Here is a 21,496-nt window from a genome sequence, read left to right on the forward strand (position 1 = left end):
GTCGGCGCACCGCGTGAACGCGGCATGGCCATAGTGCGCCGTTCGCCCGGTTGCGAGGGTTTGTACCACCGCTGTTAACCTGCCGTTCGCCCGTATGCACGACCGGCGATGTGTCCGGCCAGCAGTGTGATGCCATGCCTCTGAACCCCGCCGGGGAAACCGTCGCAACCGGTGTTCCCGAGAATCTCGCCGCTGAGATGACCATCGCCGAGCAGTACGACTGGCACCGCTCGTTCCTGCGCGGCCGTGGCGTCTCGCGTCGGAACTTCCTGCTCGGATCCGCCGCCGCGGCCGCCGCGGTGGGTGTGGGCAACGCCGCCTTCTCCCGCATCGCCTACGCCGCCGACGCCCCCCTCGCCGTGGGTGGTCGGCACCTGTCGTTCGGCAACGACCCCAGCTCGCAACTGCGCTTCTCCGCCCAGCTCTCCCGCAATCCCGGCACCACCGGGGTGTTCCTCGACCACGGGCCCACCCCGCTGCTCGGTGCCACCACGTCGGCGGAGGTGCGCAACCTCGTCAGCCAGGTGCCGCAGGCCGACGGCGGGGTGCTGGCCGCCGAACAGTTCTACGTGCACGTTCCCGTCGACGGTCTCCCCGCACGCACCCCGCACTTCTACCGGTGGCGCACCGTGGACGGCTTCGTCAGTGACATCCGCTCGGCGATCACGGCCCTTCCGGCCGGGCGCGGTGGCCCCTTCCGGTTCACGATGATGGGCGATCAGGGTGTCGACGAAACCCCCACGCAGCCGCCCGGACTCAAGCCCGGCGACTACGACAACCTCTACTACAAGCCGGACAACGACCCCACGGTCAAGCACACGGCCAACATCGTCAGGCAGATCACCGCGTCGCGTCCGGACTTCCACATCCTCGCCGGCGACATCGCCTACGCAGACCCGTCCGGTGCAGGCAAGCCCGCGCAGTTCGTCCCCAGCGGCGGGACGCTCACCAAGGGTTTCGACAAGTACAACCCCTTCGTCTGGGACGGGTACCTCGCGGCGATCGAGTCGAGCGCCTCGGTGGCGCCGTGGATGTTCGCCACCGGCAACCACGACATGGAGGCGCTGTACTCACCGAACGGCTACGGCGGGCACGCCGCTCGGCTTGATCAGCCCACCAACGGCCCCCGCGGGTGCCCGTCGGTGTACTCGGTGGTCTACGGCAACGTGGCCGTGCTCTCCCTCGATGCCAACGACGTCTCCTACGAGATCAAGGCCAACACCGGCTACAGCGGTGGCGCCCAGACCGGATGGGTGGAGAGCACCCTCGCGCGTCTGCGCAAGGACCCGAACATCGACTTCATCGTCTGCTTCTTCCATCACTGCGCGTACTCCACCACCGATTCCCACGCCTCCGACGGCGGGGTTCGCGACGCCTGGGCCGCCCTGTTCGACCGCTACTCGGTGGACATCGTCCTGCAGGCACACAATCACGTGTTCGAGCGCAGCGATCCCATTCGCGCCGGCAAGCCCACCCGGGTGGCGCCGGACAACTCCGTGGTCGAGGGCGCGAAGGACGGCACCGTCTACTACACCGTCGGCGGTGGTGGGCGGCCACGCTACGGCTTCCAGCCGGGCGAACTCGAGAGCTACCGCGGCAACGTCACACCCGACGACGGCACCCCCAACAGCTACGTGTGGGCCCCGGACGGCACCAAGTCGCCGGAGGCGGTCGCCTGGTCGCGCGTGCGTTTCCGCAACTACTCGTTCATCCGCATCGACGTGGTGCCGGGTCTGCCGGGGCTGACGCCCAGCGAGATGAACGTGGCCGCCGTCGACGAATACGGCCGCGAATTCGACAAGGTGACATACCGTCGAGCTGTACCCGTGCCGGGTCTGTTCGCCTCCTGAGCGGGCGGCCCCCGACCGTCAGGAGAACCGGGATCATGTCACGCATCGTCATCATCGGGGGCCACGGCAAGATTGCCCGGCTGCTCGCGCGCACGCTCGTCGTGCGAGGGCACGAGGTGATCTCCGTCGTCCGCAACCCGGACCACGCCGACGCCGTCGCCTCGCTGGGGGCCACGCCCGCGGTCCTCGATGTCGAGACCGCGAGCGTCGAGCAGATCGGAGCGCAGCTGGCCGGGGCCGATGTGGTGGTGTTCTCCGCCGGTGCCGGTGGTGGGAACCCGGCCCGCACGTACGCCGTCGACCGCGACGCGGCAATCCGCTGCATCGACGCTGCGTCCGCCGCCTCCCCCCGCCCGCGGTTCGTGATGGTCTCGTACTTCGGTGCGGGGCCGAATCACGGTGTGCCCGAGACCAGCTCGTTCTTCCCGTACGCCGAGGCCAAGGCGGCTGCCGATGCTCACCTGCGCGCGAGCGAACTGAGTTGGACCATCGTGGCTCCGGGAACGTTGACCGACGACGCGGCGACGGGATCGATACTCACCCGCGAGCAGGGGTCGACGGGCGGTTCGGTGAGCCGCGCCGATGTGGCAGACGTGCTGGCCGCCGTGATCGCGAGCCCGGAAACGAACGGCAGGACCTACGAGTTCGTGGCCGGGCGTATCCCGATCGACGATGCCATCGCGACCTGAACGGCGGCATCGAGCAGCATTGCTACCGCCCTTGTCACGGCCGGTGCGGTGGCAGGTTCGACGTGCAGGATCGGGTCCGCGTCGGCGGACGACGTCAGCAGGTACCGACCGTCGTCGGCCACGTCGATCCAACGGCAGCCACCGTGCGGTCGGCTGATCAGCCCGTCGTCGTTGTCCGAATAGCCCACCAGAAGTTCGCCGCCGCCGGTGCGCACCCGCGCCTCGAGCGCGGCGATCAGTTCGGCATCGGAGGTCGGCGCGGCGGAGGTGGTCGTCATGATCGACGTCGGCTGTGTGAGCGATGAATGTGGTGCGCTCAGCGACAGGCTGGTTCCCGGTGTGGACACCACCAGACGCGCGATCTCGGCGGGCAACTGGAACCGGTCGCATTCGACCACTCGCACGGCACCCGACGGGTCCTGCTCGGCAATCACCGCCGACGCCGCACCCACCCCGCCGTGCAGCCGAACCGTAGCCGAGCCGACCGACACCGCGTGCAGCCGCAGCTCCGGCTGCACGAGCCGGTCGACCGCGTCGCGCAGGCCGCTGTCCGGCGTCGCGTCGAGGTCGATCGCGGCGTCGTTGCGCTCGCGTGTCGCATCGTCCGCGGAGCCGGGTGTGGCGAACCAGTTGAGCGGGAACGGAAGTCGGTCTCGGCCGGTGCGCTCCCACAACACCGCGAACTCGGTCGAGGTCAGCGACCACCGCCGGGTGATCATGAGCCGATCACCGGGGGCACGACCGGTGGAAGGGCGCCGATCAGTTCGTCACCGTTGTCGACCGAGACCAGGTAGCCGGGTGTGGTGTGTTCGGTGTCGTTGTCACCGCGTGCACCGGCGCTGCCGGGCATCACCGCGCCGGATCCGTAGCCACCGCGCGCTGCGGTGACCCCCGACGCCCCGACGCTGCCCGGAGCGGTGCCGCCTCCGGCCGCTCCGGTTCCGAGGGGACCGGCTGACACCGCGTACGGCGATGTCGTGCTCCATCCGCTGCGCGAGCCCGCACCCGAGCCGGCACCCCGGCCCTGACCGAAGGGTGAGCGCGGACTGCTGGGGCCGCCCGTGAACGCGCCGGTCTGCCCGGGTGCGGCTCCGGGGGCCTGCGCGATCGAGGTGCCCGCACCCGAGCCCGCGGGCCCCGACGTACCGTTGGTCGAGTTCCCTGTTGCCGAATTGCCTGCTCCCGCTACGCCGTTCGATGAGGTGTCGGCTGCGGCGGCAGTGGTGTTCGCGGGGCGAGCGTCCGGCGCCGATGTGCTCGCCTCACCGGCCGAGCTGCCGTCGGGGGAGGCGTTCGACACCGCGGACGGCCATCCCGACCCGACACCGCCTGCGGTCGTGGGCGAGTCGCCTCCGGCTCCCGCGCCGGTGGTCGGTGCCAGCGGCGGCGGTAGGACGGGCACACCGGTATCCGATTGGACCACCACGGGCGTGTAGACGGTCTTCATCACCGCGATCGCCTGCTGCCGAGCCTCCTCCTTCTTCGCCATCACGTCGCTCAGCGTTCCCATCAGCGCGGGCGGCGAAACGAAGCTGGTGGCAACGCGCAGCACGTCCGTGCCGCTGATGCCGGACGCGGGCGGGATCATCAGTGCAGTCTGCTCGAACCCGCTCCCGGCTTCGGCCAGCTTTCCGGACACGACGGTGAGTGACGCGGTGAGATGACTCATGGCAGCGGTGTATCCACCGACAGCGGCGGCCGCGCCTTCTGCAGTTCTTCCCTCCCACTCGCCCGTCAGGGCAGAGCGGAGTTGGGCGCCGAGGGTCTCACCGAGAGCGCCGATACGATCCTGAATGTTGTGGAAAGCTGTGCTGCTCTGGGCCACTCGGCCGGCGGCCAATGCGCTCACGTGGGCGAGGATGCCCTCGTGAGTCATCGCGTCGAACGCTTCCGGCATCACGGTGGTCGGAAGAACACTGCCACCCTGAGCCAGCTGGGCCCGAGCCCGCGCTTCGTCCGCATAGATGCCCTCGCGCTGTGCGTTACCGCGTTCCTGAACCTCCCGCACGTACCGCTCGCGATCGGAATCCTCACCGGTGAAGAAGTCCCCGATCTCCTCACCGACGTTCCCGACCGCCGCCCCGGCCGCGCTCGCGGCACCGCCGACCGTGTCCACGACATCGCCGATGTCAACTCCGAACAACGACATGGTTGATCCCCCGATCTCTCGTGTGGTCAGTGTTGGCCGGCCCCGGTTCCGCAGCGCAGGGCGTGGTGGTGGTCATCGCGGGATCGCGGTGTTGAGGGCGGTGGCGGTGCGTAGGGCGATGGCGCATTCGTCGATGGCGTCGGGGCCGAGGTAGTCGCCGGTCGCGGCGTCTGTTGGGAATGAGCCGATCTGGATTCGGGTGGCTCGTTTCTTGACGGTGAAGGTGACATCGCAGGCATACCCCGGTGTGAGGGTGTGTTCGTACGTCACTGCGTCGGGTCTGTCGTCGAGAGTGACGGGGCGTACGTTGCGGACGGCGTCGGAGGTGGTCAGCTCCGCGACAGTGATGGGCTCTGCGGCGACCATGGCGCGGAATCTTTCGCCCTCCCACGAGCAGCGCCACGACTGGGGGAAGTCGTCGAGAAACACTTGTCCTTCGCGTTTTGTGGCGGGGTCGAGTCCCGCTGCCTGTATTGCGGTGTCGGGGAGGGTGCAGGTGTTCCAGGTGCCGTTACTGACGGGTTGCCCGTCGATGGCGGTGCTGCATGCGGCCGCGGTGAGACCGAGGAGGGCGGCCCCTGCGAGGCGGGAGAACGGTGAGGTTGTGCTCATCGGTGCGGTTCGTCGAGTGCGGTCAGGGCTGCCGTGGTGGCGTTCTCGGCGTCAAGGTAGTTCCTGCCTGCCTGAATGAATGAATCCCGCAGCGCGGTAATGGCGGCGATGTGTTGGTCGAGGATTTCGCAGAGGGAGTTGGGGGTTCCGGCGACCACCGTGGTGAACTTCGCCGCGAGTGTCCGACCGGAGCCCAGGGTTCCGAACGAACTCGGGTCGACAATTCCAGGTGCGCTGACACGGATTGCCCTCAAGTCATCGATGTAGTCGTCGCACGCCCGGGTGCACTGGTCGACCGCGTCGGGTGACAGCCGCAGGATGTCGGTCATCGAGCCCCTCCCGGCGTCGGCCCACGCCCCGACCCACGTCCGATCGACGCGGCAGCAACTGCGCGCGTGCCCCCGCTGTGCGTCACTGTCACTCCCCCCGCCGCGTCGATCGGACGTCCCCCCTATGTATCGGACGCACCCGCGAGCCGATCGGTTCCACCGGCCCGAATATTCGTGGGCGAACTCTACGTCGTCCCGGCGCCAGGTGGGGCCATGAAGCTGGCCGGGCCTGTGCGCCCCAACGGTCGTGTGATGCGGTGGTCATCGGGGGATCGCGGAGTTGAGGGCGATGGCGGTGCGCAGGGCGATGGCGCACTCGTCGATGGCGTCGGGGCCGAGGTGTTCTCCGGTCGCGGCGTCCGTGGAGAACGTGTCGATTTGGATTCTGGTGGCGAGTTCACCGGCGGTGAAGGCGACGCTGCAGACGTAGCCCACGGAGATGTCGAAAATGTAGGAGATGGCGTCGGGTCGACCGTCGATGGTGACGGGGTGAACCTGCAGGGAGGCGTCGGAGGTGGCGAGTCGTTGCACGGTGTATGGCTCGGCGGCGACTGTTGCGAGGTACCTGTCGCCGTCCCATGTGCATCGCCAGGATTGGGGGAAGTCGTCGCGGAAAACTTGTCCTTCGGATTTGGTGGCCGGGTCGAGCCCGGCTGCCTGTATGGCGGTGTCGGGGAGGGTGCAGGTGTTCCAGGTGCCGTTGCTGATTGGGTCACCCGCGATGGCTGTACTGCACGCGGTGAGTGAGATGCCGACTAGGACGCACGCCGCGAGGCGGGAACGCTCTGTGGTGGTCATCGGTGTGGTTCGTCGAGTGCTCTGAGTGCCGCCGCGGTGGCGTTGTCGGCGTCGAGATAGTTGCGCCCGGCTTGAAGGAATGAATCCCGCAGCGCAGTGATCGCGGCGACGTGTTGGTCGAGTACTTCGCAGAGGGAGTTCGGGGTTCCGGCGACAACTGTGGCGAACTTGGTCGCGAGTGTCCGGCCAGACCCGAGTGTGCCAAAGGAACCCTGGTCGATGATGTCGTGCGCATACTCACGAATCGCCCGCAGTTCTTTCATGTACTCGTCGCACGCCCGAGTGCACTGGTCGACCGCTTCGGGCGACAGGCGCAGGATGTCCGTCATCTATGCCCTCCGGCTATCAGCCCGATTCCCCACCCACGTCCGATCGACGCGGCAGCAACTGTGCGCGTGCCCCCGCTGTGCGTCACTGTCACTCCCCCCGCCGCGTCGATCGGACGTCCCCCCTATGTATCGGACGCACCCGCGAGCCGATCGGTTCCACCGGTCCCGAATGTCCGTTGCGGGGATCGTACGGTGTCGCGCTCGACCAGGCACTATTCGCCCTCGAGTACTCTCGTTGCGACAACTCATGAGATGAAGGCGAGTACTGATGACCGAGACCTCGACCCCCGTCGAGCAGCCACGGGTGCCGCTCGGACGTCGCCTCGCGTTCACAGCGGTGGGCGTGAGCATCCTGCTGCTCCTGTTCGGGGTGCCGTGGTGGACCATCACGTTCTGGGGCACCGACTGGCCGCCGGCCGTGCAGATCGCGTCGACCGCGTTCTTCGCGGTGCTGCTGGTCGCGCAACCGCTGACGATGGTGGCCGGACACGGCCGCCGCCACAACGACGCCGCGGCGCGCGTCGGTGATGTGCTGCTGGGTCTGGCGTGGATCGCGTTCGTCTGGTCTGTGGCGAGTATCGTTCTGCGCCTTGCGCTCTGGGGGGTCGACGATCCACTGCGTGGTCGAATGGTCGCGGTCGTGACTGCGGTGGTCATCGCCGTCGTCGCCCTATGGGGCTTTCGCGAGGCGATGCGCGATCCGCGAGTGCGCGCACTGGACGTGCAGCTCGATCGGCTCGGACCCGGGCTCGACGGGCTTCGCGTCGTGATGATCACCGACACCCATTTCGGGCCCTTCGACCGCGCCGACTGGTCGCGGCGTGTGGTGGAGAAGGTCAATTCCCTCGCACCGGACGTGCTGTGCCACCTCGGTGACCTGGCCGACGGTTCGGTGGCCGTGCGGCGGTCCCAGGTCGACCCCCTCGCGCACGCACGGGCGACACTGGCGCGGGTGTACGTGACGGGCAATCACGAGTACTTCGGCGAAGCGCAGTCCTGGCTCGACCACATGGGCAGCCTCGGGTGGGAGACCTTGCACAACCGGCACCTGGTGGTCGAGCGCGGTGGCGATCGACTGGTGATCGCGGGCGTGGACGATCGCACGGCCCGCGGTTCGGGGGAGCCGGGCCACGGCGCGGACTTGCCGCGGGCCCTCGACGGCGCCGACCCCGACCTGCCCGTGTTTCTTCTCGCGCACCAACCCAAGCAGGTCGACGCGGCCGTGGAGGCAGGGGTGGACCTGCAGGTTTCCGGTCACACCCACGGTGGGCAAATATGGCCGTTCGGGTGGTTGGTGCGCCTGGATCAGCCTGTGGTGCAGGGGCTCTCCCGTCACGGCGACCGCACCCAGCTCTACACGAGCCGCGGCACCGGCTACTGGGGCCCGCCCTTCCGCGTCTTCGCGCCGAGTGAGATCACCGTCCTCACCCTCCGCACCGCCGGAAGTGTGGGCGAAAACCTCCGCTGAGCGACACTTTTCGCCCACATCCTGCGGGCGCGGGTCACTCGCCGTCGGGTGGGGCCGCTTCGGGTGCGGCGGGGACCCACTCACGGATCGGTTGGAGCACGTCTGCGTAGAAGGCGTCCACAGACGAGGTCACGCTTGAGACGAAACCGGACGTGGTGCCCGCACGCTTGCTTCCCATTGGCGTAAGCCTCCTGAGAATGAATCTCTCGATTTCCCCGGCACGTCCGTCGAACAGTGCCCGTGGATTCGCCCGTATCAGTTCGAGATGTTCGCAAGCCGCCACCCCCTTTTCGCTGAAGACGGCCTCCACCTGCAGGTCGGCCGGCGCTGCCTCCAACTGCTTCACCATCCATGCCACCCTCCTGCGGGAGTTGCCCTCATCTGGGGCCGCTATCGAGGTGGAGCAGTCGACTCGACTCGTTCGGAGATCGGCGACCAGCGTGATGTCGCCCGCGGTGTCGGGCACACGAAGTAGCGCGTCGAAGATGCCCGAGTTCGACAGGGTATCGATGGTGTACGCAGTTCTGGCCTCTGGGTCCTGCGCCACCCGACGTGGCAGTACGTGCTTGACGGGCACCCCAAGTTCGGCAGTCATGCGCTGAGCGAGATGGCGGGCCAGCGCAACCCATCGATTGGCAACGGAGACCGCCTTGCGATCCCCTGCTCGAAGTGTTCCCGCAGCAACGCTGTCTCGGACAGCGACCCAGTGCGCGCCCATGTCAGCGAACTCGGCAGCACCGGATCGTGGATGCGCAAGATACCTCAGGAACTCGCTGAGAATCCACGTCTGAGTTGCGTCATCGAGAGCGCCGTGTGTAAGGACCATACGGGCGTCGTGCGAGACATCTGCCCACGAGATATGACGAAGCGCTACTTTGGCCACTTTGCGGCGATCGACATCAACCGGAAGCTCGCCTGCGCCTGCAGGTATGTCATTGGATAAACTGACAACATTGTCGTACTTTCGGGTGCGCGCAACATCGAGGTAGTTCTCCAGTTGTTCCTTCTGGAGCTGCCCGGCGCCCGTCTTGACCTCGAGCAGCGCCGTCCACACACGGGTCCCGCGCGCTACGCGAAGTACTCCATCGGGGAACACTTTGCTGTCGCCTTTCGAGTACGGAACTTCCACGAAACCTTCGAAACGGCCAGATGGTGCACCCAACCGTGAACAGATCGCTCGGGCAAACGGCTTGACTGCCTGCATCGTTGAGATCAATGCTGACGTAGCGCGACGTTCCTGTTCCTCTCCGCCGCCCACCCCAATTACGGAGAACAGGCGCGCTGGTTGCCAGGATTCCGACTCGGCCAAGTCGAACTTTGGTGGCCGCATTTTCTTGGCCGAGGGCTTGGTCGTGGAAACTCCGCGGCTGCGAGTTTTTTGCGGAGCGGCACGGGGCTTTTCGTCGACGTCAACAGACGTCTGCTCGATATCGACGCCTTTCGGCGGGGCGTCTACCGCTGCCTGCAGTCCATCGGGCTCACTGCCTGATTCTTCGTTCGGATTCGATATTTCCACACCGAAGTCGTCGGCCAAACCTGCTAAGCCGCTCGCCCACCCTTGTCCTACCGCTCGGAGCTTCCACTGGTTCGATCGACGATAGAACTCGGCGAAAACTAGTGCGGACTCTGAGTCCATTCGTTCAGGCGCGTACTCCGCTACTGCCCTTCCAGCGTTATCGACGATCCGAAGCCGGAGCTCGCTTACTCCTCCAAAGGTTCCGCTGTGGACGCTCCCCGCGATGGCGATCGAGTCGACAGCCTCGGGAACGTATTCCAGGTTGATCGAGATAGACTCTTGCGGACCAGATTCGGAGGTACTTCTCCCTAGATGGATGACGGAACCGTCGGAGCTGGCTGGCTGGTTGTAGAACACGAAGTCATGGTCAGACCTAACTTTTCCGCCCTCGAGGAGAAGGGCAGAGGCATCGATGTCACAATCGCAGTCGGGCCAGGAGATCAAGATGTCGACATGCCGCACATCCTCGGGGAGCCCGATGTTTTGGCCACTGGTCATCGATACTGAAGCCGTCATTCGTGATCCTCCGATTGCGGGCGAAGCCTAGAGCCGATGATCAAGACACTATCGAGTGATCGGCCGCAGCGGGCGCCGCGCGCGGAACTTTGGCGGATGGCAGGGTCCTCACCCTCCGCACCGCCGGAAGTGTGGGCGAAAACCTCCGCTGAGCGACGCTTTTCGCCCACATCCCGCGGGTGCGGGTCATTCGGTCCCGATGTTGACCATCCAGTTCGTGCCGAACTTGTCGGTGAGCTGTCCGAAGACCGCTCCCCAGGGTGCGGTGGCCAATCCCATCGTCGACTGCGCGTCGACGGCCAGGGCGTCCCAGTACCTCCGCAGTTCGGCATCGTCGGCGGCGCCGCCGGTGAGCGCGATGCTGTAGGCGTTGCCGGTGGTCAATTCCATGGACGACGGGATGTCCGAGCACATCAGGGTCAATCCCGAGGGCGTGTCGAGTTGGCCGTGCATCAGCCAGTGCGCCTCCTCGGGCGGCACGGCCATGCCGGGTGTGGTCGTGAAGTCCATAACGTCGAGCTCGCCCCCGAAGACCCCCTGGTAGAACTCCAAGGCGGCGCGCGCCTCACCGCGGAAGTTCAGATACGGGTTCAGTAGTACAGCCATTTCGGCCCCCTCCAAATGTGTGTGGACGCCGATGGTTGCACGCTGACGGTCAGCCGGCGGGCGGTTCCGCGGCTTCGGTGTCGTCCACGAGCGGGAAGGCCGCTTCGATGCCGGCCAGGACAGCGCGGCGCAGCTCCGGTGGCACCACCAGGGTCTCGTCGCCGACGAGCCACCTCTGCTCGGTGAACTCGCGTAGTCGTTCACCGCTGAGCAGGGCGATCTGGCGGTCGTCCGGATCGAGTTCCTCGTAGGACTCCTCGATGCTGTTCGGGGGCGGATCGGGGAGCATGGCCGCCAGCAGCGACTGTGACGCCAGGGTGTCCACCACGTAGAGGGTCCCGCCGTCGTCGTCCTGCGAGACCAGCTGCACCTCGACGTATGCCGCGAGCACCGCGCGCAGCAGCTCGAGATCATCGCGACCGCTGAAGCGCTGCGCCGCTGGGCCGGCCGTGGCCTCACCGTCGTCGATGGTGAGCAGGTTCGTGCGGGTGGCCACGGCGAGTTCGATCACCTCGGGAGCGTCGTACTCCGACGCCAGCTCGGTGTCACTGCCCAGCAGCCGGGCCAGCTCGTGCAGCGACGACGGGGTCAGAGCGCGCCCCGGCCCCACCCAGTCGAGCAACGCATCCAGTCGAGCGATGAGCGGAAGCTCGGCGAGGGCGGCAGTTTCGCGCGCGGGTGCGATGGTGGGCAGCTCGATGTCGGCGGGATCGATCATCTGCTCCCCACCACCGAGGTAGTCCTCGAGGTCGTCGAGGCAGTGCTCGAGGTCCTCGTCGGAGCCGTCCCAGACGTCCGTCCGGTCGAGGAAGTCCAGGAAGGTCAGCGACGACGCCACGATTCGTAGCGCTGCTTCCTCGCTGCGCTCGGCGACCGCGTCGGCCAGATCGAGCAGGGCATGCGCGTCGTCCGGTGTCCAGGCGGTGGCCTCGAAGTCCTTGCGCGCCTTGGCGAGTTGGGTCAGTGCACTCCCGGCCAGGGTGGTCACGGTCTCGGCGTCCGGCGCCATCTCACCCTCGCGCAGCCACGCGGTGAACTCGCCGAGCACCGACCGCACCGACCTCTCGGCGGCCGACGGGGTTGGTCCGGTGGTTCGAGCGCGCCGACGTGCACGGGTTTTCGCGGCTCGCTTGCTCCCGTGATCGGACGGACGTTTCGATGCCATTGCCCCAGCCTATGTCGTGTCCACGACACGCACGTCGGTCCACTGCATGTGAGGCCGGGATACTGGAGGGACATCGCCGACCGAAAGGGGTTTTCCATGACCACGACGGCAACCAGCACACAGATTCATCTCGCCTCCCGCCCCGTGGGGTGGCCCACCGCCGAGAACTTCCGGGTCATGAAAGTCGACTTACCAGCGCTGGGGCCCGACGAGGTTCGCGTGCGCAACGAGTACATCTCCGTGGATCCGTACATGCGAGGACGGATGAACGAGGGCGAGTCCTACGTGCCCCCGTTCGCCCTCGATGCCCCGCTCGACGGTGGTGCAGTGGGCCGGGTCGTCGAGTCGACCGCCGAGTCGGTACCCGTCGGATCGGTGGTCACCCACATGCAGGGCTGGCGGGACGTCGCACAGGGTCCGATCCAGTCGTTCGTGGTGGTGCCCGACCTCGAGGGCATCGCGCTCTCGGCCTATCTGGGCGTGCTCGGCATGCCGGGGCTGACGGCGTACGTGGGCCTGCTGGACATCGCGTCCTTCATGCCGGGCGAGGCCGTCTTCGTCTCGGGCGCGGCGGGCGCCGTGGGCAGCCTGGTCGGTCAGATCGCTCGCATCAAGGGTGCGTCGCGGGTGATCGGGTCCGCCGGGTCCGAGCAGAAGGTCCAGACGCTCACCCGCCGTTACGGTTTCGACGCGGGCTTCAACTACAAGGACGGGCGGGTTGCCGATCTGCTCGCCGCGGCTGCGCCCGACGGGATAGACGTCTATTTCGACAATGTCGGTGGCGATCACCTCGAGGCGGCCATCGGCAGGCTGCGCAGGGGTGGACGCGCGGCACTGTGCGGGGCTATCGCGGACTACAACTCCACCGAGGCGCCCCGGGGGCCGCGCAACCTGCATCTGATGATCGGCAAGGGGCTGCGTCTGCAGGGATTCATCGTGGGTAATCACTTCGATCGCCAGGACGCGTTCCTGACCGACATGACCGAGTGGATCAAGAACGGGCACGTCAATTTCGACGACACCGTCGTTCGTGGCGTCGAGAACACCCCCGAGGCGTTCCTGGCGATGATGCGGGGGGAGAACACCGGCAAGATGGTGGTCGATGTTCGGTGATCTGCCGTTAGAGTGACGGAGTGGAACGTTCCCCTTCCCTTGTCGTGTTCGATCTCGGTGGCGTCCTGGTTCCCCCCGAGGGCTCCATCGCCGATCTGTGCGATCACCTCGACGTCGACCCGGAGGTGTTCGCGCCGGCCTACTGGGCGCACCGCGACCGGTACGACCTGGGCGGTACGCCGGCCGAGTTCTGGACAGCCGTGCTCGCGGACATCGGCCGCACCTCGGCGGTCGACGACGCCCTGCTGACTCGACTCGACCACATCGACGCGTGCCGGTGGGCTCTACCCTCCACGGACACCGTCGATTTCCTGGGCGAGCTGGCGGACACGGCTACCGCGGTGCTGTCCAACGCCCCGGCCTCGCTCGCGTCCACCGTGCGGGGATCGTCGTGGAGCGAGGGCTTCGGCACCCTCCTCTTCTCGTCGGACATCGCCCTGATGAAGCCCGACGAGAGGATCTACGCGTACGCATCACTGGCGTACGGTGCCGCGCCGCAAAACATCTGGTTCTTCGACGACCGTCCGGTGAACGTGGATGCCGCTCGCGCCGCCGGTTGGAACGCGCGCGTGTGGGCGGGCATCGACGATGCGCGCGCGCACCTGTTGGCCGAGGGAGTGTTGGAGAGGGCGTCGTGGTGATCGGTCGTGAGCGCGACCCCACCATCATCGATGTCGCCCGCGTCGCGGGGGTCTCGAAATCCGTTGTCTCACGGGTGATGACCGGCACCGGCAGTGTGGGGGAGCAGACCCGACGCCGTGTCCTCGATGCGGCCGAGGAACTGGGCTACGTGGTCAATGCCGTCGCCCGCGCGATGGCCGCGCACCGCACCTTCACCCTCGGTGTGTTCGTGCGTGATGCATCGACACCGTTCTACGGGCATCTGCTCACCGCCATGCAGGAGCGAGCGTCGGCGGCCGGGTATCGCGTGGTGACGGCGACCGGCTCGGGCCGCTTCGATGTCGCCGACGAGCGACGTGCGCTCGAGACCCTGCGGGAGTTGCGGGTGGAGGGGCTCATCGTGTGCAGCGGATTGCTGTCCACGGCTCAGATCGTGCCGTTGGCCCAGCGCCTGCCGTTGGTGGTCGCGGGCCGCCCGGAGACGGATTCGTCGCTGGTGAGCGTGTTCTGCGACGAGATCGGTGGGGGACGCGCGATGGCCGATCACGTGGCCTCGCTCGGTCACCGGCGCGTGTCGGTGCTGACCTTGACCCCCGAGGAGTCGCTGACCATGGCGCCGCGCACGGTGGCGATGGTCGAGCGACTGCGTGAGCGCGAGGTGCAGGTACTCGAGGTTCCCGCCACTCTGGCGGAGACCACCGAGCAGGCCGTGGAAACCGTGTTGGCCGACGCCTCGGTGACCGCGATCATGACCCCCAGCGACCGGTACGCGATCGGGGTGATGGACCAGCTTCGCCGCCGCGATGTGCGCGTTCCCGAGGACATGTCGGTGACCGGATACGACGGTATCGGGGTGCTCGCCTCGCCGGTTCTCGGACTGACCACCTGGGTGCAGCCCATCGAGACCATTGCGACCGCCGCCGTCGACGCCGTGATGGCGTTGCTCGACGGTTCCCAGCCGGACGTGCGCCACCACCGTATGCCCGGCCATCTTCAGCCGGGTCGGACGGCGATCGTTCACCAGTAATTCAGCAAAACACCGCTCGACGGACACCACTTTATGGGAACGTTCCACACATGAAAGGGAACGTTCCACACCTTCGCGTGAGCGGACCCCTACTGGTCCTGCCGTGCCTGCTGGTCCTGGCGGTGTTCGTCTACCGCCCGGTGCTGCGGAGCATCCAGCTCAGCCTGTACGGGTCGGATCTGCTGGGACGCCAGACGCGCTTCGTCGGCGCGAAGTACTACATCGAGCTCGTCACCGATCCCGCTCTGCGGCAGGTGCTGCTGACCACCGTGACCATCGGCGCACTGGCCGTGGTGCTCTCCATCGGTGGCGCACTGGCCGCGGCACTCCCGCTCCGGCGCGCCGCCGGCCGGGCGAGAGGTGTTGCGTCGATGATCTTCTCGCTCCCGTTCGCCTACTCGGGCGCATCGGCATCGGCAGTGTTCGCGGGTCTGTTCACCCCGGCGGTCGGCACCCTCAATCGGGTGTTGGAATCGGTCGGCATCGCCGGGCCTGCCTGGCTGGAATCACGGGGATGGGCCATCGTGAGCATCGCCGTCGCCACGGCCTGGTACGAGTTCGGCTTCGCCTTCCTGGTCATCATCGCCGCACTGACACGACTCGACGAGTCCGTGCTCGAAGCCGCCGCACTCGACGGTGCGGGGGAGTGGCGAACCGCACGATCGATCGTGGTCCCGGCCATCGCGCCGTCCCTGCTGTTCCTGCTCGTCACCCACACCATCTCGGGTCTGCAGATCTTCACGCAGGTGCAGGTGCTCACTCGCGGTGGCCCATCAGGATCGACCACGACCCTGGTGTACGAGCTCTACCAGCGCGCTTTCGGCAACGGACTGCCCTCCTACGGGCAGGCGTCGACCATCGCGCTGGTGCTGATCGTCCTGGTGCTGATCGTGACGGCCGTGCAGTTCGCGCTCACACGGGAGCGCGCATGAGAGCCGGATCGGTGCTGCGCTGGACGTGGCTGGGACTGCTGGCGGTGCTGATCGGATTCCCGGTCTACGTCACGGTGGTCACCGCTCTGATGCCCGCAGGTGACGTCGCGGCCGGTCGCCTGCTGCCGCGCTCGCTGACCTTCGACAACGTGCGCAGCGCACTCGACATCGTGCCGCTCGGCCACCAATACCTCGTCAGCGTTGCCGTCACCGCGCTGCAGACCACCGCCCAGGTGTTGTTCGCCGCCACCGCCGCATACGGCCTGGTGTTCCCGCGGTGGCGTGGACGCGGCATCGCCCTCGCCCTCATCGTGGCGACACTGGCCATTCCGGGTGAGAGCTCGGTGATCCCGAACTTCGAACTGGTCACCTCCCTCGGCCTCAAGGACACCATCATCGGCATCGTCCTGCCGTTCATCGCCGTCGGATATCCGGTGTTCCTTCTGCGACAGGCGTTCCTGGGGATCCCCGTCGAGGTGTACGAGGCCGCGCGACTCGACGGCGCAGGGCATCTGCGGATCCTCACCCGCATCGTCACCCCGATGTCGAAGGCCTACTTCGGCACCGCCATCGTCTGGAGCGCGCTCGCGGCCTGGAACGGCTACTTCTGGCCGCTGCTGATCACCGACTCCCCGAATCGTCGCACCGTACAGGTGGGTCTGACCCAGCTCGTGTCCGGCGAAAGTTCCACTCCCGCAATCATCTACGCGGGCACCCTGATGGTCCTGCTCCCCACGCTCGCGCTCGTCCTGCTCGGCCAACGCTTCATCGTCAACGGCCTGGCCAGCCGGCTCACCTGAACTCCGCACGAAAGGAAGATCATGTCCCGCCGCAGATCGCTCGTCCCGAGGTTGATCGGCTCGCTCGCCGTCTCCGCCCTGCTCGTGGCCGGGTGCAGCACCGCGCCGTCGTCGACACCGGCTTCGGCCGCAGCTCCCGGCCCCTCCGCACTCGCCGACGCCAAGGGCCCCATCACCGTCACCCTGTGGCACAGCCTCGGCGGCACCAATGCCGCCGCCCTGACCGCCCAGATCGACGCCTTCAACACCGCCAACGCGGGAAAGATTGCGGTGCAGGCGATCTACCAGGGCTCCTACGCGGACACCTTCGCCAAGTACACCTCGTCGATCCGTGACGGCAGTACCCCCAGCATCCTGGTCACCAACGACATCACCTCCGGCTTCGTGCGCGACGCCGGGCAGACCATCTCGGCCAAGGACATGGCCGCCGCGAACCCCGGCGATCTCGACCTCGACCAGCTCCGCCCCGCAGCCAGGAACTACTACACCGCCGACGGCACCCTCATGGCGGTACCGCTGGCCACCTCGATGCCCCTGCTCTATGTCAACGACGACATCCTCGCCCGGGCCGGCGTCGACAAGTCCACCCTCGGCACCATCGACGGCGTGGCCGCAGCTGCCCGCAAGGTGCGCGCTACCGACCCGTCGATCGGCGGCATCAGCCAACCCTTCGACGGCTGGTACTTCGAGCAGCTCACCGCAGCGGCCGGCGCTGCGTACTGCGCGCCGGACAACGGGCGCTCCGGTGACGGCGCCACGTCGTTGACTTTGAACGACCCCACCCAGAAGGCGGCCATCACCACGGTGGCTCAGCTCTACCGCGACGGCGTCGGCCTCAACACCGGCACCGCACCCGGTGACGCGGTGACGGCCTTCGCGGCCAAGAAGGTTGCGATGATGTTCAACTCGTCGGGTTCGATCGGCACACTCACCTCGCTGAAGGCTGCCAACTACTCCGCGCTGCCGTACCCGCTCTCCGGCCCGGCCGGCTCGTCCGGAGCGGTGATCGGCGGGGCCGCCATGTGGCTGAGCGGTCCGGGGCATTCCGCCGCCGAGCAGGTGGCCTCGTGGAAGCTCATGAGCTACCTGGCCTCCGCGCCCGCCCAGGAAGCGTTCAGCCAGGCGTCCGGCTACGCGCCGGTGAACACCGCCGTCGACTCCAGCCCCACCCAGAAGACGTTCCTGCAGAACAACCCGCCGTACGCGGTGCTGTCCAAGCAGTTCGCCGACACCCCGGCCACCACAGCCACGTCGGGTTGCCTGTCGGGAGCGATGACCGGGATCCGCGCCGCGGTGATCTCACAGATGCAGGCGGCGTTCGCCGGCGAGAAATCGGTCGACGACGCCCTCGCCGCCGCGACGACCGATGCAAACAAGGCCATCTCCGACTACCGCGCGCAGGCGGGCAAGTGAGCGAGGATCGTTCGCGGTGGCAGGCCGCCACCGACGACCCGTTCCGATACGGGGTGTATCTGAGACCCGATCCAGCGACGTGCCTGGCCGTCACCACGGTGACCGACGCCGTGGCGGCGCAGTACGGGTTCACCTCGGCGGGCGCCTTCCCGCCGCACGCGACGCTAGTGGGTAGTCAACATCTGCCGCACACGACGGCAACCATCATCGACGCCGTCGGGAAGGGGCTCGAGGGGATTCGCTCTTTCGAGGTGTTCAACTCCGGACCGGATGCGCACGGCGTGGGCGCCGTGTACGACGTCCATCACCTGGCCGACGGGGTGACCCCGAACGCCGAGCTGATCGACTTGGCGCGCCGAGTCGACGAGTCGATCGCGCCGCTGGTCCAGGGCGCTCCGAACCCGTCGGATCACTCGTTCGACGCCCGCACCTTCCAGGCTCACCTGTCGCTGGTCTCGCACGACGTGTACGAGCGTCCGGACCTGCGCGAGGAGGTCGTGGAGTTCGTGGAACAACTGCCGGTGACGTATTCGCGCTCGTTCCGCGCGCGATACGTCACGCTCTACCGCACGGCCAGCGCCGACTGGACGGGGCGCTGGTGGCAGAGCCTGTCGTGGACCCACTGCCACACCTGGACGCTGCCCTGAGCGCTTCATGCGCGCGGCGGCGCGGTGGAGCCTCGCACCACCAGCCGGGTCGGTAGCACCACGCTGCCCGGCTCGGCCGGTGGGTCGAGGATCAGCTGCGCCGCCGCCACGCCCTGTGCGTGAACGGGCTGGTGGACGGTGGTGAGGTCGAGAGCCTCGGCGATCGGGTGATCGTCGACCGAGGTGATCGAGATGTCCTGCGGGACCGACATTCCCGCGCGACGCAGGGTGCGCATCGCGCCCATCGCCACCTCGTCGGAGTGGCAGAACACCGCCGTCGGGAGCTCGCGCCGGCTCAGCAGCACCTCCATTCCGCGTGCCCCGCCCTCGACGCCCCAGCGCTGATCGACCGTGTCGGGTTCGAGGCCCGCGTCGCCGAGGCTGTCGAGGTAGCCCTGTCTGCGGGTGGTGTTGCTGGTGTACGACACACCCTCCCGGCTCAGCGCACCCAGCATCGCAATCCGAGTGTGCCCCAGACGAATCAGGTGGTTCACCGTCTGCGCCGCGGCCTGCCGATCGTCCACCATCACCGTCGGGCAGCCGTGCACGGGCTCGCCGACCGAGACCACGGCTATTCCGCTGTCGGACAGTCGCTCTCGTTGCTCGTCGGTCATCGGGAGCGCGGCGAGCACGATGGCGTCGACCTTGCGCCGCACGGGCAGGGTGCGCAGGAACTCGGCCCGCTCCTGCGCACCTGCCAGACACACGATCATCAGGTCCAGCCCAGCGGGCCGCAGTACGGACTCGAGGCCACCGACGAGGGTGGCGGGGAACCACGCGTTGATCGACGGCGCCACCGCGACCACCCGACCCGTCGCCGCGCCGCCCGCCAACCGCGACGCCTCGGGCGAGATCACGTAGCTCAGGTCCTGCGCGGCGCGTTTGATCCGGCGGCGGGTGGCCTCCGATACGCCGGGCTCGTCCCGCAGGGCGCGCGAGACCGTGGCCACCGACACCCCCGCGCGCTCGGCCACGTCGGCCATGTTGACCTGCTTGGCGGGGATCATCGGATCAGCGTAACCGGCCTGCAAATACTTGCGCAATATTCGAGGTTGACTTCCCGGCACTGCTCACACACCCTGTACGTGACGCAAGCGTTTGCGTCCACCGGCTCGCCGCAGACCACGAGAGGACCACGAGTGACCCAGTCCACCGCGCCCGCATCCAGCCCGACCGACAGTGCGAGCGAACCTGCGCCCTGGTGGTCCACCGCGATCGTCTACCAGGTCTACATTCGCAGCTTCCGCGACAGCAACGGCGACGGGATCGGTGATGTCAACGGACTGCGAGGATCCCTCGGATACCTCGCCGACCTCGGGGTCGACGCCATCTGGATCAATCCCTGGTACCCGTCACCGATGGCCGACGCCGGCTACGACGTGGCCGACTACCGCGATATCGAACCCACCTACGGCACTCTCGCCGACGCGGACCTCCTGATCGCCGAGGCGCACGAGCGGGGCATCCGAGTGATCCTCGACATCGTCCCCAACCACACCTCCGACGAACACGAGTGGTTTCGCCCCCTCCTCGATCCCTCGGCGTCACAGCAGGATCGCGATATCGCGCGGGCCCGGTACATCGTGCGGCCGGGCAAGGGTGAGAACGGCGAGTTGCCTCCCAACGACTGGAAGAGCGTGTTCGGCGGCCCGGCGTGGACTCGACTGACCGAGCCGGACGGCAGCGCGGGGCAGTGGTACCTGCACCTCTTCGCGCCCAAGCAGCCCGACCTGGACTGGGACAACCCCGAGGTTCGCGCGGAGTTCGAGCAGGTGCTGGCCTTCTGGTTCGACCGCGGGGTGGACGGATTCCGCATCGACGTCGCGCACGGCCTGGTGAAGGACCCCGCACTGCCCGATGCCCCCGTCGAGGAGGGAGTGGCCATCCACGCCGTGCGCCACCCGGCCTGGGACCAGGACGGTGTGCACGAGATCTACCGCGGCTGGCGCGCGGTGGCCGACCGTTACGGCGACCGGGTGTTCGTCGCCGAGGCCTGGGTGCCCGACAACGAGCGGCTCGCCCGCTACCTGCGTCCGGACGAGCTGCACACCGCGTTCCAGTTCGACTTCCTGCGCGCACCCTGGCACGCGGGCCATCTGCGCAGCGTCATCGACGACGCCGTCGAGCAGGCCGCGACGGTGGGTGCGCCGCCCACGTGGGTGCTCGCCAATCACGATGTGGTGCGCCCGGCCACCCGCTACGCCCGCAGCCAGCCCGACCACCTGGTCGAGAGTGAATGGGAACGGGCACGCTGGTCCGCGGAGGTGCCCGATCTCGATCTCGGCCGACGACGGGCCCGCGCCGCCGCGCTGCTGCAGTTCGCGCTGCCCGGCACCGCCTACGTCTACCAGGGCGACGAGCTGGCCCTGATCGAGGTCGAGGACATCCCCGACGATGCGCGTCAGGACCCCACGTGGGAGCAGTCGAAGCACACCGATGTCGGGCGTGACGGCTGCCGCGTGCCCATCCCGTGGTCGGGAACCGCTGCGCCGTACGGCTTCTCGCCCGACGGCGCGGCGGCGCACCCGTGGTTGCCGCAGCCCGAGGGATGGGCATCGCTGTCCGTGGGCGCCCAGCAATCCGATGCCGACTCGGCGCTGTCGCTCTACCGTGCCGCACTGCGACTGCGTCGGCAGGTGTGGGTGGGCGCGGGTGAGGTGCGCTGGCTCGACGGTCCCGATGGCGTGCTGGCGTTCGAGCGCACGGTCGACGGCGGCGTGGCGCAGTGCTGGGTCAACACCGGCGGCGAGGGCGTTGCGATGCCCGCCGGTGAGGTGGTGCTGGCATCGGGGCACCTCGACGACCCGGCCGTGTTGCCCGCCGACACTGCAGTCTGGCTGCGATAACGCAGATCCGGTGCAGTAATCCGTACTGAGCACGGATTACTGCACCGGATTCTTCTGGCACGCTGGAGGG

The 21,496-nt window shown here is 67.7% G+C and carries 21 protein-coding genes; 11 read left to right on the plus strand and 10 right to left on the minus strand.

Going from position 1 to position 21,496, the window contains the following annotated elements; translation table 11 throughout:
* Positions 1-134 precede the first annotated feature (134 nt).
* Positions 135-1,850, plus strand: coding sequence for a metallophosphoesterase family protein (locus ACY48E_RS01860; RefSeq protein WP_462870346.1), 1,716 nt, complete (start codon positions 135-137; stop codon positions 1,848-1,850).
* A 35-nt stretch (positions 1,851-1,885) separates the two neighbouring features.
* Positions 1,886-2,539 carry an SDR family oxidoreductase gene (locus ACY48E_RS01865; protein WP_462870347.1) on the plus strand — a complete coding sequence of 218 codons (654 nt, stop codon included), beginning with the start codon at positions 1,886-1,888 and terminating at the stop codon, positions 2,537-2,539.
* Here ACY48E_RS01865 and ACY48E_RS01870 read toward each other — a convergent pair.
* The 6 genes from ACY48E_RS01870 to ACY48E_RS01895 all read right to left on the minus strand — a co-directional run bounded on the left by ACY48E_RS01870 (position 2,488) and on the right by ACY48E_RS01895 (position 6,756).
* Complete coding sequence (locus ACY48E_RS01870; protein ID WP_462870348.1) at positions 2,488-3,258, minus strand: ESX secretion-associated protein EspG; 771 nt, start codon at positions 3,256-3,258, stop codon at positions 2,488-2,490. The two genes, ACY48E_RS01865 and ACY48E_RS01870, sit on opposite strands and share 52 nt — an antisense overlap.
* Complete coding sequence (locus ACY48E_RS01875) at positions 3,255-4,688, minus strand: hypothetical protein (RefSeq protein WP_462870349.1); 1,434 nt, start codon at positions 4,686-4,688, stop codon at positions 3,255-3,257. The genes ACY48E_RS01870 and ACY48E_RS01875 overlap by 4 nt, the downstream gene beginning before the upstream one ends.
* A 72-nt stretch (positions 4,689-4,760) precedes the next feature.
* Entirely contained in the window at positions 4,761-5,300 is a 540-nt protein-coding gene (locus ACY48E_RS01880; protein WP_462870350.1) for a hypothetical protein, read from the minus strand.
* On the minus strand, positions 5,297-5,629 hold the full coding sequence (locus ACY48E_RS01885) for a hypothetical protein (protein WP_462870351.1): 333 nt from the start codon (positions 5,627-5,629) through the stop codon (positions 5,297-5,299). Before ACY48E_RS01885 ends, ACY48E_RS01880 begins: the two co-directional genes overlap by 4 nt.
* Before the next feature lie 261 nt (positions 5,630-5,890).
* A complete protein-coding gene (locus ACY48E_RS01890) occupies positions 5,891-6,427 on the minus strand; it encodes a DUF3558 domain-containing protein (RefSeq protein ID WP_462870352.1) in 537 nt (178 codons plus the stop codon).
* Entirely contained in the window at positions 6,424-6,756 is a 333-nt protein-coding gene (locus tag ACY48E_RS01895; RefSeq protein ID WP_462870354.1) for a hypothetical protein, read from the minus strand. Before ACY48E_RS01895 ends, ACY48E_RS01890 begins: the two co-directional genes overlap by 4 nt.
* Positions 6,757-7,024: 268 nt before the next feature.
* Between ACY48E_RS01895 and ACY48E_RS01900 the strand changes: the two genes are divergently transcribed.
* Positions 7,025-8,224, plus strand: a complete 1,200-nt coding sequence (locus ACY48E_RS01900) for a metallophosphoesterase (protein WP_462870355.1) — start codon at positions 7,025-7,027, stop codon at positions 8,222-8,224.
* A 34-nt stretch (positions 8,225-8,258) separates the two neighbouring features.
* Here ACY48E_RS01900 and ACY48E_RS01905 read toward each other — a convergent pair whose 3' ends face one another.
* The 3 genes from ACY48E_RS01905 to ACY48E_RS01915 all read right to left on the minus strand — a co-directional run bounded on the left by ACY48E_RS01905 (position 8,259) and on the right by ACY48E_RS01915 (position 12,027).
* Positions 8,259-10,256, minus strand: a complete 1,998-nt coding sequence (locus ACY48E_RS01905; RefSeq protein WP_462870357.1) for a TerD family protein — start codon at positions 10,254-10,256, stop codon at positions 8,259-8,261.
* 186 nt (positions 10,257-10,442) lie between these two features.
* Positions 10,443-10,862, minus strand: coding sequence for a VOC family protein (locus ACY48E_RS01910; protein WP_462870359.1), 420 nt, complete (start codon positions 10,860-10,862; stop codon positions 10,443-10,445).
* A gap of 49 nt (positions 10,863-10,911) precedes the next feature.
* Positions 10,912-12,027, minus strand: a complete 1,116-nt coding sequence (locus tag ACY48E_RS01915; protein WP_462870361.1) for a hypothetical protein — start codon at positions 12,025-12,027, stop codon at positions 10,912-10,914.
* 96 nt (positions 12,028-12,123) lie between these two features.
* Here ACY48E_RS01915 and ACY48E_RS01920 point away from each other — a divergent pair, with 96 nt between their 5' ends.
* The 7 genes from ACY48E_RS01920 (at position 12,124) to ACY48E_RS01950 (ending at position 18,580) form a co-directional block, all read left to right on the plus strand.
* Positions 12,124-13,140: an NADP-dependent oxidoreductase gene (locus ACY48E_RS01920; RefSeq protein WP_462870363.1), complete on the plus strand. Its 1,017-nt coding sequence runs from the start codon at positions 12,124-12,126 to the stop codon at positions 13,138-13,140.
* A 20-nt stretch (positions 13,141-13,160) separates the two neighbouring features.
* The gene (locus ACY48E_RS01925) at positions 13,161-13,781 is read left to right on the plus strand and encodes an HAD-IA family hydrolase (protein ID WP_462870364.1); all 621 of its coding nucleotides are present in this window, start codon (positions 13,161-13,163) and stop codon (positions 13,779-13,781) included.
* Positions 13,775-14,788: a LacI family DNA-binding transcriptional regulator gene (locus tag ACY48E_RS01930; protein WP_462870365.1), complete on the plus strand. Its 1,014-nt coding sequence runs from the start codon at positions 13,775-13,777 to the stop codon at positions 14,786-14,788. The genes ACY48E_RS01925 and ACY48E_RS01930 overlap by 7 nt, the downstream gene beginning before the upstream one ends.
* A 77-nt stretch (positions 14,789-14,865) precedes the next feature.
* On the plus strand, positions 14,866-15,720 hold the full coding sequence (locus tag ACY48E_RS01935; RefSeq protein ID WP_462870366.1) for a carbohydrate ABC transporter permease: 855 nt from the start codon (positions 14,866-14,868) through the stop codon (positions 15,718-15,720).
* Positions 15,717-16,520, plus strand: coding sequence for a carbohydrate ABC transporter permease (locus ACY48E_RS01940; RefSeq protein ID WP_462870367.1), 804 nt, complete (start codon positions 15,717-15,719; stop codon positions 16,518-16,520). The genes ACY48E_RS01935 and ACY48E_RS01940 overlap by 4 nt, the downstream gene beginning before the upstream one ends.
* Before the next feature lie 21 nt (positions 16,521-16,541).
* Positions 16,542-17,933, plus strand: coding sequence for an extracellular solute-binding protein (locus tag ACY48E_RS01945; protein WP_462870368.1), 1,392 nt, complete (start codon positions 16,542-16,544; stop codon positions 17,931-17,933).
* A complete protein-coding gene (locus tag ACY48E_RS01950; RefSeq protein WP_462870369.1) occupies positions 17,930-18,580 on the plus strand; it encodes a hypothetical protein in 651 nt (216 codons plus the stop codon). The genes ACY48E_RS01945 and ACY48E_RS01950 overlap by 4 nt, the downstream gene beginning before the upstream one ends.
* 5 nt (positions 18,581-18,585) lie before the next feature.
* On the opposite strand, the gene ACY48E_RS01955 is transcribed toward ACY48E_RS01950, so the two are convergent.
* On the minus strand, positions 18,586-19,587 hold the full coding sequence (locus ACY48E_RS01955; protein ID WP_462870370.1) for a LacI family DNA-binding transcriptional regulator: 1,002 nt from the start codon (positions 19,585-19,587) through the stop codon (positions 18,586-18,588).
* Between the two features lie 132 nt (positions 19,588-19,719).
* Between ACY48E_RS01955 and ACY48E_RS01960 the strand changes: the two genes are divergently transcribed.
* The gene (locus ACY48E_RS01960) at positions 19,720-21,426 is read left to right on the plus strand and encodes a glycoside hydrolase family 13 protein (RefSeq protein WP_462870371.1); all 1,707 of its coding nucleotides are present in this window, start codon (positions 19,720-19,722) and stop codon (positions 21,424-21,426) included.
* Positions 21,427-21,496 lie beyond the last annotated feature (70 nt).

Source organism: Rhodococcus sp. AZ1 (assembly GCF_054979605.1).